The sequence below is a fragment of the Rhizobium oryziradicis genome (assembly GCF_001939045.1).
In the GTDB taxonomy this organism is placed as follows: Bacteria; Pseudomonadota; Alphaproteobacteria; order Rhizobiales; family Rhizobiaceae; genus Allorhizobium; species Allorhizobium oryziradicis.
The window spans coordinates 64,980-79,257 of sequence record NZ_MKIM01000027.1 but is presented as its reverse complement, the minus strand read 5'-3'; the positions used below and the strand labels follow the sequence as shown (position 1 = coordinate 79,257).

The window sequence follows — 14,278 nt, the reverse complement described above, 5'->3', positions numbered from 1 at the left end:
TTTATGTGCATCAGACGAAGAATGGCTGCTCTATTTCGACAGCATCGACGTGAAAAGCGAGAACCTACTGCATAATTCCTTAAATCGAACGTGGTGCAGAACACACAGCAACGTAGATGCAATCTATCAAAATGGCAGACAAATAACAAAAGGTCGTCGAGTTCAATGTGAACCCGACGACCCTCACGATGTCATCAGCAAATTTAAACGTTAGCGAATAGCGCCAAAGCGGGCCGGATCGATACGCGGAGCCTTATCCGAGAACCCAACCGGCAAAGCTTGCGCAGATGCCGATGCTGGTGGGTCGATCACCACACGTCCACCGCGGCTCACAGCAGAGGGTGCTTCGATATGGTTCTTGGCCATGGCCCATTGCGACAGCATGGCGCGCGTTAGGACCTTGCCACCCGACATACCACGCGTCGCCACTTCCGCTTCGCTTGGTCCCGGACGCGCACCCTTGACCGGTACGCTGGCTTCAATGGCCTGAGCCGCCGCTTTTGGCTGATCAAACACGTCACCAAACTCGCCGCTACGGCGCTTTGTCGAAGGTGACACAGGTTCAAGCGAGGCGAGTTCCTGTTTTGGCGTTGAAGCAGCTGGTGCAACAATATAAGGCCGTGGTTCCGGCACCGCCGCAACCTGTGCAGCTGTGTTTTCTGACGGACGATCAAGCGGCGTTACTGTCGCAACCTTATTGGATGCGGCCTCACTCATTTCCAGAGCCTTGGCCGCAGCAGGCGACAGCATGGCTTCTTCCACGGTCGCAGGTTCATGCTGCGCATTGGCAGATGCCACATCTTGCTGCGGCATGGTAGCGGCAATGGCGTCGGCCAAAGCTGGTCGGCCAGCCGGCACGGGGATGCGCATCACGCCATCCTCAACAGGTGGCAGCGATCCTGGTGCCAGCGACGCCGTCATCACATTTTCTGCATCACCCTTCATGCCACGCGTATCCAGCATGGTAGGCACGGGAATCTTATACTCGGACAGATCCTGATAGCCGTCGCCAGCATCGGGCTGCGCCTTGCCAAACGGAATGGATGTCGGCTGATTGCTGGCAACTTTTTGCAGCGCGTCTTCCGCCGCATTGCGCCCGCCAGGCGAATAAAGCGCAACGGCGAGACTATCATTGCCCTGCGTCGAGGTTGGTCGGCTCAAAGGAACCGGCGCTGAAATATCAGGCATGGGCGGCGCAGGTGCGGCGGATGCAACCACCACAGGCGACGGGTTGGTCAACTCCTGCTGCTGCTGACGCGCAACAGGTGGTGGTGCCGTTGCCTTTGCTGGCGCGACATCCTCGTCGCCCTCATCCTCATCACCGCCGCCAAACAGCATGGCAAAAAGATTCTTCGATTTTCGATGGGAGGACGAACTGCTATCCGCCATCAGGATCTGTTGAGACCCCAATCGTCGCTTATATTCTTCCATCGCCACCTGATACCCCGGCAAGGGTCTTCCATCGGCGGGAATGTGAAGGGTTTTCCCATCCGGGAACAGTCGGACCAGCTCATCACGCGGCAAACGCGGCCAGGAGCGAACCCCCGCAACATCCATATGCACGAAAGGTGAGCCGGAATTGGGATAATAGCCAACGCCACCCGCCTGCATTTTCAGGCCAATATCGCGTAGCGTTTTCAAAGGTGTTCCGGGAATGAAAAAGTCCATCGCCGTGCCATGCATATGCTGGCTTTCCTTGGCAACGCCGCGTGAGCGTGAGCGCAACATGGCATTGGTGGCGGGCGAGCGATAACCCGAGACAACGTAAATATAACCGCTGGACCGGGACTGTTTGTAAACCGACCACACGAGGTCGAACAGGCGGGGGTCCATCTTGGTGGCTTCGTTGCGACGCCAATCCCGCAAGATCGTGTTCAGCGCCTGCAAACCCTTGGGATCATAGCGGCCATTGCGCTTGAAGATGATGTCCTGCTTTTCGCCCGTGTGGACAAAATAGATCTTCAAGGAGCGGGTTTCGGCAGCCGCCGTCTGGGCGCTGGCGAAAAGGCCCGACATGGCCATAACCACGAGAACGCATGCCATCAGAGCAGATCTGGACATACTGGCCCATAGCACAGCCAAGCGACTTAGCCGCCCGCCTTGCCCGTTGGGCGATACAAATACACCAGATATCTGCAAAATCCGTCCCCGTCAGAAGCCTACATTGAATACGCCATCACATGACTGTGAAATGCGGTGGTTACATGGCAAAAAAACCACACCGACGAAATTGATTCATATATGGTGAACCAATTCATAACAAGTCATTGACAAGCAGTAATCAATCATCCTTACCCGGGGGTTAACAGATTAGCGAATCTTGCTATATCAGCACCGAATAGGATTTGTCATCACAGCAGAAATTCTCGCAAAAGTGCTTATCGTATAAAAAGCCCCTTCGCGCACCATATTTGGCGTTGGTTGCTATAGCATATCAGAATGCTGAACGCATCCCTCAAAACAAAAGGGCGCGCTTCATATCTGAAACACGCCCCTCGCCTTAAAAATCAGGCTGCATTTTTCTGTGGATCATCAGGATCAATCCCGTAATCCTTCAATTTGCGATAGAGTGTTGAGCGGCCAATCCCCAGTTTGCGCGCCACCTGGCTCATTTGTCCCCGGTAGAATTTCAAGGCAAACCGGATCAGCTCTTCTTCAATTTCGGCCAGACGACGAACATCACCGCTATCATCAACACTGACGATGACGTTGTCGGCAACTGCGCCCCGATCATCAACCCGAGGGGCGGGCAGGCGATCAATGAAGGCCAGTTCAGGCCGATCGGTGTGGCGTTGTGCCGCATGGGCCTCCGCCAAGCTATCGGAGAGACCGGAAACACCCGACCAGAACCGATCCTGCGACAAACCACCGGGAATTTGCGCCAAAATCTGCGGGAAGTCATTTTCTGTCAGCTCAACGCCTTCGGCCAGAATGATCGCCCGGTAGATGGCATTTTCCAGCTGGCGAATATTGCCGGGCCAGTCAAACGCCGTCAAAAGCGCCAAAGCACCGGCGGTCAGGGTCAGCGGTCTGGGCAGACGCTGCTCCATTGAGAAGCGTTCGACAAAGGCGCGCGCCAGGAATGGCACATCTTCCTTGCGCCGGCGAAGGGCTGGAATGGTGATGGGGAACACGTTGAGGCGATAATAAAGGTCTTCACGGAAGCGCGCAGCCTTCACCTCGGCAATCAAATCCTTGTTGGTCGCCGAGATCAGCCGCACATTGACCTTTTGCGGGCGAGCAGCGCCCATCACTTCAATTTCGCCATCCTGGACGGCACGCAGCAGCTTGACCTGCGCATCCAGCGGCAATTCGCCGATCTCATCCAAAAACAGCGTGCCGCCATCGGCCTCGATGAATTTGCCGATATGCCGCTCTGTGGCCCCCGGGAAAGCCCCCTTCTCGTGGCCAAACAGCACGCTCTCGACCATATTGGCCGGAATGGCACCGCAATTGACGGTCACAAATGGACGGCTGCTGCGATCGGATGCGGCTTGAATGGCGCGTGCGACCATTTCCTTGCCAACGCCTGATTCACCTTCCAGCACGACGGGAATGGTGGACTGCGCCGCACGGCGCGACAGATCAACCACGCGGGTCATGGCAGGGCTTGCCGAAATAATATCGCTGAACTGCACGGCACCGGAGCGCGAACGACGCGCCGGGCGCACTTTCGAATCCCGTTGATCGACCTTGAGTGCATTGGCAACGGCGGCGACAATCCGCTCTGGCGTCACCGGCTTGACCACAAAGTCAAATGCGCCAGCCCGCATAGCCTGCACCACCGTATCAATACCGCCCTGCCCGGTCTGCACAATCACCGGCACATCCACTTCCTGACCGCCCACGGCAATCAGAAAATCAAGACCAGACAGGCCCGGCATCATCAAATCGAGAAGCACAACAGAAATTTCCGAACGATGCAGGCGGAAATATTCCAAGCCTGCCTCGCCATCTTCAGCCAGATGGGCCACATGCCCCTGACTTTCCACAGCAGCCTTCAAAAGACGACGTTGAACTGGATCGTCATCGACAACGAGAATATGAGCGGTCAATTTAAGCTCCCCGGGTTCATTGTGGCGTCTGGCGCCGGTTAAAACATCGACCACATGTGTGATCCGGAAACAATAAGACGACGGACATTATCGTCATCTTCAATGCGAGCAGAGCCATCTGCTGCGAATGCGACACGCAGCAAGTGTATATCAGCCCTCTGTATCGGAAAATGTCACAGAGTCTTGAAAAACAGGTTGGAACTTTTGTTAGGATTTTATCTATAGGCCATCAAATTACCCGCTTCGATACAGTTTGGCCAAAAAAAATTGCAATAGCCACAGAAAAGACCATTTCTGGCACAGCGACACAAAATCAACCATGTGGATATGTCAAACATCGGCACAGCACATTATGTCTTTGCGTGGTGGGTCTTGGCGTGGTGGCAATTGCGCATTGTCAGGCCTTTTCAATCATCTCCACGCCTATGACACGATGATTGGCGAGACTGCCGGTGTTGCTCAAAGCCTCACCCGTGCTATGACAAAACCAAGCATTGTTAAGATTGGAAGCGGCTTTCATCACTCTTGCAGAGAGATCGCTCCGGGAAAAAGGACTTCATCATGCGTTTCACTGCCGTTAACAAGTCTTGCCATTCTGTATCGGAAACATCCGCCTCCCCCTCCTCGCACACAGACCTTGGCACGCTTCCTGTATGGCGGCTGGACGATCTTTATCCCGGCACAGACTCTGCAGAATTCAAGGCCGATCTGGCCAAGGCGCAGGAAATGAGCCTTGCGTTTGAGACAAAATGGAAAGGCCGGTTGGAAAAAGCCGCACACAATGAGGGCGAACAGGGCCTTGGCGGTGCCTTGAGCGACTTTGAAGCTTTGGAAGATTTGCTGGGCAAAATCGGCTCTTACGCTGGTCTCTATTACTATAAAGACATGACCAATCCGGCCAGCGGCAAATTTTTTGGCGATGTGCAGGCCAAAATCACCGATCTGGCCGCGCACCTTCTGTTTTTCACGCTGGAGCTGAACCGCCTGGACGACGCGGTGATTGATGCCGCCATTGCCCGCGACCCGGCGACTGCCCATTACAAGCCCTGGCTGGTGGATCTGCGCAAAGACAAGCCGCATCAGCTGGATGACAAGATCGAACAGCTGTTTTTGGAAAAATCCCAGACCGGAGCCAGCGCGTTTAACCGCTTGTTTGATGAAACACTGGCCAGTCTGAAGTTTGACGTCGATGGTGTCAGCCAAACGCTGGAGCCAACCTTGAACATGTTGCAGGATGCCAATCCTGCCACCCGTCAGAAGGCGGCGGAGGCACTCTCCAAAACCTTCCGCGACAATATCCGCATTTTTGTGCTGGTCACCAACACGCTGGCCAAAGACAAGGAAATTTCTGACCGCTGGCGCGGCTTTGACGATATTGCCGATAGCCGCCACCTGTCCAACCGGGTGGAGCGCCCGGTGGTGGACGCGCTGGCCGCTGCCGTCAAGGATGCCTATCCGCGCCTGTCGCATCGTTACTATGCCATGAAGGCCAAGTGGCTGGGCATGGAGACCATGAATTTCTGGGATCGCAATGCGCCACTGCCCGAAAGCTCGGATCGGTTGATCCGCTGGGATGAGGCAAAAGACACGGTTCTGTCAGCTTACGGCAATTTTGCCCCCGAGATGGCCGAGATTGCCGCCCGCTTCTTTGAGGGCGGCTGGATTGATGCCCCTGCCCGTCCGGGCAAGGCTCCGGGGGCCTTTGCCCACCCCACCGTGCCATCCGCTCACCCTTACGTTCTGGTCAATTACCTGGGCCGTCCGCGTGATGTGATGACACTGGCCCATGAGTTGGGCCATGGCGTGCATCAGGTGCTGGCCGGCGACCAGGGTGCCTTGATGTGCCAGACACCGCTGACCCTGGCTGAAACGGCATCCGTCTTTGGCGAAATGCTGACCTTCCGCGCCCTGCTGGACAAGACCAGTGATACGCGCGAGCGCAAAGCCATGCTGGCGCAGAAGGTGGAAGACATGATCAACACCGTGGTGCGGCAGATTGCCTTTTATGATTTTGAACGCAAGCTGCACACCGCCCGTAAAGAGGGTGAGCTGACGGCGGAAAAAATCGGCGAGCTGTGGCTATCGGTTCAGGGCGAGAGCCTGGGACCGGCCATTAAAGTGTCGGAAGGCTATGAAACATGGTGGGCCTATATTCCCCACTTCATCCATTCGCCCTTCTATGTCTATGCCTATGCCTTTGGTGATTGCCTCGTCAATTCGCTCTATGCTGTCTATCAGAACGCCGATTCCGGCTTTCAGCAGAAATATTTCGAACTGCTGAAGGCTGGCGGCACCAAGCATCACTCGGAGCTGCTGGCTCCCTTCGGGCTGGATGCCACCGATCCGGCTTTCTGGTCCAAGGGGCTTTCGATGATTGAAGGCCTGATTGATGAGCTGGAGGCGCTTGATAAAGCTGGCTGAGGCCAACCCGAATGACAACACCTTATATCTTGTTTCGAAATGACAAGACCAAGGACGCATTGGTCTTCACCGATCCGGTGGAGATCATTGTGGCGCGCAACCCTGCCGAGGTGGTGCCCGCGTTAGAACGGCTGGATCAGGCCAGAGCAAAAGGGTTCTGGGTGGCGGGTGCAATCAGCTATGAAGCGGGCTTTGTGTTTGAGGACAAGCTGAGGCCGCTTATTCCCGAAACTCGAGACACACCACTGCTGCAATTTGGTGTATTTCATGCGCCTGAAGGCTCTGATCATGCGTTGGCGCAAGCCTTGCCGATCACCCGCAATGAACCGATGATCACCAATCCGCGTGCGGGCTGGGATCTGGAGACCTATACTCGGCGCTTTGATCAGCTGCACCAGCATTTGCGGCAGGGTGATTGCTATCAGGCCAATCTCACCATGCCGATTGAAGCGGACTATCACGGCACACCACAAGAGGTGTTCTGGTCGCTGATCGAGCGTCAACCCGTCAGCTATGGCGCGCTGGTTGATCTCGGTGGCCCGGTGATTGTGTCGCGCTCGCCGGAGCTGTTCTTCAAGGTTGATCAGGAAGGTTTCATTGAAACCCACCCGATGAAGGGCACGGCCGCGCGTGGGGTAAGCCCCACCGAAGACGAGGCCATCAAGGCGGCCATGCTGGCGGATGAAAAGACGCAGGCCGAAAACCGCATGATCGTCGATCTGCTGCGCAATGATATTTCGCGCATTATTGAAGTCGGCAGCCTCAGCGTACCAAAACTCTTTGATATCGAGACCTACCCCACCGTTCACCAGATGGTCAGCCATGTACGCGGCAAGCTTATCGACGGCATTGGGTTAACAGAGATCATGGCCGCGCTGTTTCCATGTGGCTCCATCACCGGGGCACCAAAACTCAGCGCCATGCAGATCTTGCACCAGTTGGAAACAGGCCCGCGCGATGTCTATTGCGGTGCCATCGGCTATTGTGATCCAAAACGAAACATGTGTTTTTCTGTCGCCATTCGCACGTTAACACTTTTCAAACACTCTCGGGCAGTTTTCAATGTCGGCGGTGGTATTGTTTTTGATTCGAACGCCAAGGCAGAATATGATGAATGTCTGCTCAAGGCCCGTTTTGCGGTAGGTGATCAATGGATTTCTCGCTGATTGAAACGCTCCGCTGGGAGCCAGACGCCGGATTTTTGCGGTTGGAGCAGCATATGCGCAGGCTGAACCGCTCGGCCGACGCGCTGGGATTTCGCTTGCCCGTCAAGCCGGAAGCCGCCTTAAAAGAGGCGGTGAGCGGCACAGCCCCCATGCGCGTGCGCCTGACCATGAGCTTTCGCGGCAAGATCGAGGTCACTGCCACGCCCTTTGAGCCTGTGGAAGAAAACACCATTTGGCGCATTCGCATCGCTGAGAAAACCCGGATGAAATCCGATGATCCGCTCTATCGCCATAAAAGCTCAAAGCGAGAGCTGTATGAGGCGGCGCGTGCCGAGTTTTCCAAGGATGAGGCCGATGAAGTGCTGCTGCTGAACGAGCGCGGCGAGCTGTGCGAAGGCACATTCACCAATATTTTTCTACAGGGACAGGACGGCATTTTCATCACCCCGCCGCTGACCAGTGGCCTTCTGCCCGGCATTTTGCGCGCCGACCTGATCCGCGAGCGTAAAGCACGCTCCGAAGTGCTGAAACCAGAGAATCTGATCAATCGCCCGCTGTTTGTCGGCAATTCGCTGCGCGGCTTGATCCGGGCCGAGCTGGTGGTTGAAAAACAAAAGGCCGTGGCGTGATCATTCTCTCCCTCACCTACAAAGCCGACATCTCCCAAGCGGATGCCTACATGCAGCCGCATCTGGATTGGGTCAAGCAAGGTTATGAGCGCGGCTGGTTTTTGGCGTCTGGCCGCAAAGTGCCGCGCACCGGCGGTGTTATTCTGGCCAAGGGCGACCGTGCGGAAATCGAAGCCTTTGTCGCACTTGATCCCTTTGTCATTCACGCCATTGCCGATTACGACATCACCGAAGTGGTCCTGAGTACAGTGACCGATGGGCTGGCGGCACTGGCGTAAGAACCTACGCAAAAAATTAGCCGGGTATCCTCATATTCGCATCAATGCTCGTCTTTATTCTGTCGTGGATTTGTGATCTAGACCGATTAAGAAATTGGCCGATGCTGATAGCGGCACGCCTTTCAAGGAGATAATGAATGACCACCAAGACCTATCCGGTTTATGGCGAAATTAGCGGCCCGATCGTGATGATCGGCTTCGGCTCGATCGGCCGTGGCACCCTGCCGCTCATTGAGCGCCACTTCAAATTCGACAAGAGCCGGATGGTGGTGATTGACCCGCGCAATGACGATGCCGACCTTCTGGCCAAGCATGGCGTGAAGCACATTCAGGCGCACGTGACCAAGGAAAACTACAAGGATCTGCTCAAGCCGCTCCTCACCGAAGGCGAAGGTCAGGGTTTCTGCGTGAACCTGTCGGTGGATACCGGCTCGCTCGATCTGATGAAGCTGTGCCGCAAGCTGGATGTTCTCTACATCGATACCGTGGTTGAGCCTTGGCTTGGCTTCTACTTCGACACCAATATGAAGAATTCCGAGCGCACCAACTATGCGCTGCGCGAGACTGTACGTCAGGAAAAGGCCAAGAACCCGGGCGGCACCACGGCTGTGTCCACCTGCGGTGCCAATCCGGGCATGGTGTCCTGGTTTGTCAAGCAGGCGCTGGTCAACCTTGCCAATGAAATTGGTGTGAAGTTTGAAGAGCCAACGGTCAATGACCGCGAAGGCTGGGCCAAGCTGATGAAGAAGGTTGGCGTCAAGGGCATTCACATTGCCGAGCGCGACACCCAACGCGCCAAGAACCCCAAGCCGATGGATGTGTTCTGGAACACATGGTCGGTCGAAGGCTTTATCTCGGAAGGCTTGCAGCCAGCCGAACTGGGCTGGGGCACCCATGAAAACTGGATGCCGAAAAACGCCAAGAAGCACAAGAAGGGCTGCAAGGCAGCGATCTATCTGGAGCAGCCCGGTGCCAACACCCGCGTGCGCACCTGGTGCCCAACCCCCGGCCCACAATACGGCTTCCTGGTAACCCACAACGAATCCATCTCGATTGCCGATTACTTCACGGTTGAGAAGGAAGGCGAAGTCACCTTCCGCCCAACCTGCCATTATGCCTATCATCCAGCCAATGACGCGGTTCTGTCCTTGCATGAAATGTTTGGTAACGGCGGCAAGGCACAGCCTGTTCTGCATGTTCTGGACGAGAACGAGCTGGTGGATGGCGTGGACGAGTTGGGTGTTCTGCTCTACGGCCATGAGAAAAACGCTTACTGGTATGGTTCGCGCCTGTCGCTCGAAGAAACCCGCGAAATCGCACCCTATCAGAACGCCACGGGCTTGCAGGTGACCTCGGCAGTTCTGGCCGGCATGGTCTGGGCGCTTGAAAACCCCAAGGCTGGTATCGTGGAAGCCGACGAGGTAGATTACAAGCGCTGCCTCGAAGTGCAGATGCCTTACCTCGGCCCGGTTGAAGGTCACTACACCGACTGGACCCCGCTGGATGGCCGCCCCGGCCTGTTCCCGGAAGATCTGGACACCAAAGATCCTTGGCAGTTCAAGAATATTCTGGTTCGGTAAGTCCCTGCCTCGATAGAACAAAAGCCCACCAAGGTATGATTGGTGGGCTTTTTTGCATATGCTTCCGTAATATGCCTGTGAGCAAAGCGCTGGGAATATGCCTGCCGCCTTGCATTTAGCGCATTGAAGCTGCATGGTCAGGTTAACAATTTATGGACGGTTGCGGGCGCACGCACGACCCATTCCGCCTGAAGGAGACTGTTATGAAGATCAAAAGCATCACAACCCTCCTGATCACTGGCCTTGCGCTTTCATCTTGCATGATGGGTGGCCCGGCACCTCGACAGGTATCCTATTCGCCAGCGCCGCAGCCCATGGGCGTGGATGGCTCCTGGGTTGACCCGAACGGCATTGTTTCCACCTTCCAGGCCGGGACATTCTCGACGCGCTCATCCGACAGCAACGCGCTTTTGGCATCGGGCACCTATTCCAACCAATCGCCAACGCTGGTTGAAATCAATATGACATCGCTGCTGCGCAAGACCCAGTCGCGTGTCAATTGCGCCCTTGTCACCCCCGATCAGCTCAATTGCACCACAGATTCGGGCGCGAATTTCTCATTGCGCCGCAAAAGCTGATCTTTGAAAACGACCATTTCTTCGCATTGATAAAGTCGGCCCTCTGGGTCGGCTTTTTGCTTTGGCGGTGCGAGATTGCGTCTTTTCGCTTGCAGTCACGTTCGCGTGATGAAAACATGCGGATATTCGTTACCCCTACAATAAACGTTCACATAAGCAGGGTAGCAATCGGGAACCTTAAATTTGCGGAGAGACTGGATGTTGAAGAGATTTAGATTTGGCCTGCTAAGCGCCTCTGTGCTGGTGCTGTCCTCAAATGCGGCCTTTGCCGATTTTGAGCTGAACATCCTGCACATCAATGATTTTCATTCCCGAATTGAAGCAATCAACAAATATGATTCGACCTGCACCGCTGAGGAGCAGGCCAAGAACGCATGTTTCGGCGGCATTGCCCGCGTCAAGGCGGCGATTGATCAGGCGCGGGCCGCGCTGGCTGGCAAGAATGTGCTCACACTCGACGCTGGCGACCAATTCCAAGGCTCGATGTTTTACACCACCTATAAAAGCGCGCCGGTGGCCGATTTTATGAATGGCATCGGCTTTGATGTGATGGCAATTGGCAATCACGAATTCGATGATGGCCCGGAAGAGCTGCTGAAATTCATCAATGCGCTGAAATTCCCGATGGTCTCGGGCAATACCATTGCCGCCGCTGACAGCATTGTTGCCGGAAAATATCAGCCCTATGTGGTCAAGGATTTCGGCTCAGAGAAAGTCGCCGTGGTTGGCGTGCTTGCGGCTGACAGCGGCGAAACATCCTCGCCGGGCGACAAGATCTCCTTCCTTGATCCCATTGAATATCTGAAAAAGATTGTGCCCGAAATTGAAGCCAAGGGCATCAACAAGATCGTTCTGCTCTCCCACGTCGGCTATGCCGAAGACCAGCGCATTGCCGCAGCGGTTGACGGCATTGATGTGATTGTGGGTGCCCACAGCCATACCTACCTGTCCAGCACCGACCCCAAGTCCTCCGGCCCCTACCCGACACTGGTGAAAAACCCGGGCGGTGTTGAGGTGCCGATCGTCACCGCTTACGCCTATTCCAAATATCTCGGCGAGCTGAAAGTGACTTTCGACGACAAGGGCGTGGTGAAAGCAGAAGAAGGCGCACCAAAGCTGCTGGATTCCTCGGTCACGCCGGATGCGAGCTATGTTGCCAAAGTTGCCGAGCTGGCCAAGCCGCTGGAAGAAGTCAAGCAGAAGGTGGTGGGCGAAACCACAGGCGTTTTGGACGGCGGCAGCAGTGCCTGCCGCAACCGCGAATGCTCGATGGGCGATTTGATTGCCGATGCCATGCTGGATCATACCAAAAATCAGGGTATCACCATTGCCGTGCAAAATGGCGGTGGCGTGCGCGCCTCCATCAATGCTGGCAAAGTGACGATGGGTGATGTTCTCACGGTTCTGCCGTTCCAGAATTCCGTTGCCACTTTCCAGCTCAAGGGTAGCGATCTGCTGGCCTCGCTGGAAAATGGTGTGAGCCAGATTGATGATGGTGCCGGGCGGTTTGCGCAAGTTGCCGGGATGAAATATTCCTTCGACCGCTCCAAGCCGGTTGGCAGCCGCATCACCTCAGTTGAGGTCAAGGATGGCGACGGCTACACCGCGCTTGATCTCGAAAAAGTCTATGGCGTGGTCACCAATAATTATATGCGCTCGGGCGGCGACGGTTATAAGATTTTCGCAACCAAGGGCCAGAATGCCTATGACTTTGGCCCAAGCCTTGAAACCGTCACCGCAGATTATCTTGGCAAACACAGCCCCTATACGCCTGTGGCTAGCAATCGCATCACGGAAGTAACCCCGAAGGATTATGTGGCACCGGCGGCCCAGCCAAAAACGGCAGCAGCCGCAACCGCTGTTGCGCCAGCGACACCTGCCCCGGCTGCCGCAGCACCAGCGGCACCAGCGGCACCAGCGGCACCAGCGGCACCAGAAACGAAAACCACACCCTATACCGTTGTCAAAGGCGATAGCCTTTGGAAGATTGCCGAGCGCGTCTATGGCGATGGTGAAGCGTGGACAAAAATTTCCGCCGCCAACAAACTGCGCCATCCAAACCACATTGAAATTGGTGAAGAGCTGACATTGCCCGCCAAATAAGGGCTCAAGCGATTTTACAATGGCGGCTGGAGGCAACTCCAGCCGCTTTCTATTGATGAGAATGCGTGCGGCATAAAGCGCAGGCCGTGCTGCCAACAATTTATAGAGTAGACAGTGATCTCTTCCCGCGGCACATACGTATTGAATGATATTTCCTGACTGAGGCATTCCAGATATGAGCGCGCATATGAACAACCTCCCGGCCGATCACCCCGTTGTCAAGTTTGGAAAGGTGGGCGTTCTGCTTGTCAATCTCGGCACACCGGACGGCACCGATTATAAGTCCATGCGTCGGTATTTGCGCGAATTTCTCTCCGACAAGCGCGTGATCGAGTGGTCCAGGCTGTTTTGGTATCCGATCCTCTATGGCATTGTGCTCAACACCCGCCCCGGCAAGGTTGGCAAGGCCTATGAAAGCATCTGGAACAAGGATCTGGATGAGAGCTATTTGCGCACCTACACCCGCAACCAAGCAGAAAAAATGGCGGCATCGTTTGCCGATATGCCCAATGTGATTGTGGATTGGGCCATGCGCTACGGCCAGCCTTCAATCCAGTCAAAAATGAATGAATTGCAAAAGGCGGGCTGCGAAAAAATCCTGCTGTTTCCGCTCTACCCACAATATGCCGCCGCCACCACCGCAACGGTGAACGATGAAGCCTTCAGGGCCTTGCTGAAAATGCGCTGGCAACCGGCGCTTCGCACAGTTCCGCAATATAGCGACAACGCCGTCTATATCGACGCGCTGGCCAATTCGATTGAGGCGCATTATGCGTCTCTCGATTGGGAGCCAGAAGTGCTGCTCACATCGTTTCACGGCATCCCCAAATCCTATTTCATGGCGGGCGACCCCTATCACTGCCAATGCTACAAAACGGCAAGGCTTTTGCGTGACCGATTGGGTTGGAGCAAAGAAAAGCTGATGGTCACCTTCCAGTCTCGATTTGGTCCCGAAGAATGGCTGCAACCCTATACCGATAAAACGGTGGAGAAACTGGCCAAGGATGGCATGAAGCGCATCGCCGTTATCAACCCGGGCTTTGTCTCCGATTGCCTGGAAACCCTTGAGGAAATTGCCGGCGAAGCGGGCGAAATTTTCCATCATAATGGTGGTGAAAAATTCACCCACGTTCCTTGCCTGAACGACAGCCCGGATGGCATGCGCGTTCTCGAAGATGTTGTCAGACGGGAACTGATGGGCTGGCTGTAAAGCGCACAAGCCTTCACGCCCGGTGTAAGCTTTACACCGGGCGCAGAGTGTGGATGCCCAAGACGAGATGATTTGCACAAAAAATAGTCAATTTAACCTTCGTCAAACATCACGTAAATAATTGTTTTCACTTGATTTTTTAAAAATAAAACCAATGCAGAATCTAAATTACACAAAACTCAAAAAGCAATTATTAATGGTTTTTATCGTAAAATCCTCTGATGCCTTCGCTTAAAAGCGGAGTTTAAATTGGAGGAT

Annotated in this window: 10 protein-coding genes; 8 read left to right on the top strand and 2 right to left on the bottom strand. The window is 55.0% G+C overall.

Going from position 1 to position 14,278, the window contains the following annotated elements:
- Positions 1 to 210: 210 nt before the first annotated feature.
- Together BJF95_RS11330 and BJF95_RS11325 are read right to left on the bottom strand one after the other, a co-directional pair.
- A complete protein-coding gene (locus BJF95_RS11330; RefSeq protein WP_425348695.1) occupies positions 211 to 2,043 on the bottom strand; it encodes a peptidoglycan L,D-endopeptidase MepK in 1,833 nt (610 codons plus the stop codon).
- Positions 2,044 to 2,507: 464 nt separating this feature from the next.
- Positions 2,508 to 4,055, bottom strand: coding sequence for a sigma-54-dependent transcriptional regulator (locus BJF95_RS11325; protein ID WP_075640287.1), 1,548 nt, complete (start codon positions 4,053 to 4,055; stop codon positions 2,508 to 2,510).
- Between the two features lie 561 nt (positions 4,056 to 4,616).
- On the opposite strand from BJF95_RS11325, the gene BJF95_RS11320 reads away from it, so the two are divergent.
- The 8 genes from BJF95_RS11320 (at position 4,617) to hemH (ending at position 14,020) form a co-directional block, all read left to right on the top strand.
- Positions 4,617 to 6,476 carry a M3 family oligoendopeptidase gene (locus BJF95_RS11320; RefSeq protein ID WP_075639579.1) on the top strand — a complete coding sequence of 620 codons (1,860 nt, stop codon included), beginning with the start codon at positions 4,617 to 4,619 and terminating at the stop codon, positions 6,474 to 6,476.
- A gap of 11 nt (positions 6,477 to 6,487) precedes the next feature.
- Entirely contained in the window at positions 6,488 to 7,642 is a 1,155-nt protein-coding gene (locus BJF95_RS11315; protein WP_075639578.1) for an aminodeoxychorismate synthase component I, read from the top strand.
- A complete protein-coding gene (locus BJF95_RS11310) occupies positions 7,627 to 8,271 on the top strand; it encodes an aminotransferase class IV family protein (protein WP_075639577.1) in 645 nt (214 codons plus the stop codon). The genes BJF95_RS11315 and BJF95_RS11310 overlap by 16 nt, the downstream gene beginning before the upstream one ends.
- On the top strand, positions 8,268 to 8,549 hold the full coding sequence (locus BJF95_RS11305) for a YciI family protein (protein WP_075639576.1): 282 nt from the start codon (positions 8,268 to 8,270) through the stop codon (positions 8,547 to 8,549). Before BJF95_RS11310 ends, BJF95_RS11305 begins: the two co-directional genes overlap by 4 nt.
- 137 nt (positions 8,550 to 8,686) lie before the next feature.
- Positions 8,687 to 10,129: a homospermidine synthase gene (locus tag BJF95_RS11300; RefSeq protein WP_075639575.1), complete on the top strand. Its 1,443-nt coding sequence runs from the start codon at positions 8,687 to 8,689 to the stop codon at positions 10,127 to 10,129.
- Positions 10,130 to 10,332: 203 nt separating this feature from the next.
- Positions 10,333 to 10,707, top strand: coding sequence for an outer membrane lipoprotein Omp10 (gene omp10, locus BJF95_RS11295; protein WP_075639574.1), 375 nt, complete (start codon positions 10,333 to 10,335; stop codon positions 10,705 to 10,707).
- A gap of 198 nt (positions 10,708 to 10,905) precedes the next feature.
- A complete protein-coding gene (locus BJF95_RS11290; RefSeq protein WP_075639573.1) occupies positions 10,906 to 12,810 on the top strand; it encodes a 5'-nucleotidase C-terminal domain-containing protein in 1,905 nt (634 codons plus the stop codon).
- A gap of 187 nt (positions 12,811 to 12,997) precedes the next feature.
- Positions 12,998 to 14,020, top strand: coding sequence for a ferrochelatase (hemH, locus tag BJF95_RS11285; RefSeq protein ID WP_245297301.1), 1,023 nt, complete (start codon positions 12,998 to 13,000; stop codon positions 14,018 to 14,020).
- Positions 14,021 to 14,278: the final 258 nt, after the last annotated feature.

Bases quoted from the DNA above. Each gene is read 5' to 3' on its own strand.
- BJF95_RS11330 (WP_425348695.1), bottom strand. From the start codon at position 2,043: ATGGCATGCGTTCTCGTGGTTATGGCCATGTCGGGCCTTTTCGCCAGC.
- hemH (WP_245297301.1), top strand. From the start codon at position 12,998: ATGAACAACCTCCCGGCCGATCACCCCGTTGTCAAGTTTGGAAAGGTG.
- BJF95_RS11310 (WP_075639577.1), top strand. From the start codon at position 7,627: ATGGATTTCTCGCTGATTGAAACGCTCCGCTGGGAGCCAGACGCCGGA.
- BJF95_RS11290 (WP_075639573.1), top strand. From the start codon at position 10,906: ATGTTGAAGAGATTTAGATTTGGCCTGCTAAGCGCCTCTGTGCTGGTG.
- omp10 (WP_075639574.1), top strand. From the start codon at position 10,333: ATGAAGATCAAAAGCATCACAACCCTCCTGATCACTGGCCTTGCGCTT.
- BJF95_RS11300 (WP_075639575.1), top strand. From the start codon at position 8,687: ATGACCACCAAGACCTATCCGGTTTATGGCGAAATTAGCGGCCCGATC.
- BJF95_RS11320 (WP_075639579.1), top strand. From the start codon at position 4,617: ATGCGTTTCACTGCCGTTAACAAGTCTTGCCATTCTGTATCGGAAACA.
- BJF95_RS11315 (WP_075639578.1), top strand. From the start codon at position 6,488: ATGACAACACCTTATATCTTGTTTCGAAATGACAAGACCAAGGACGCA.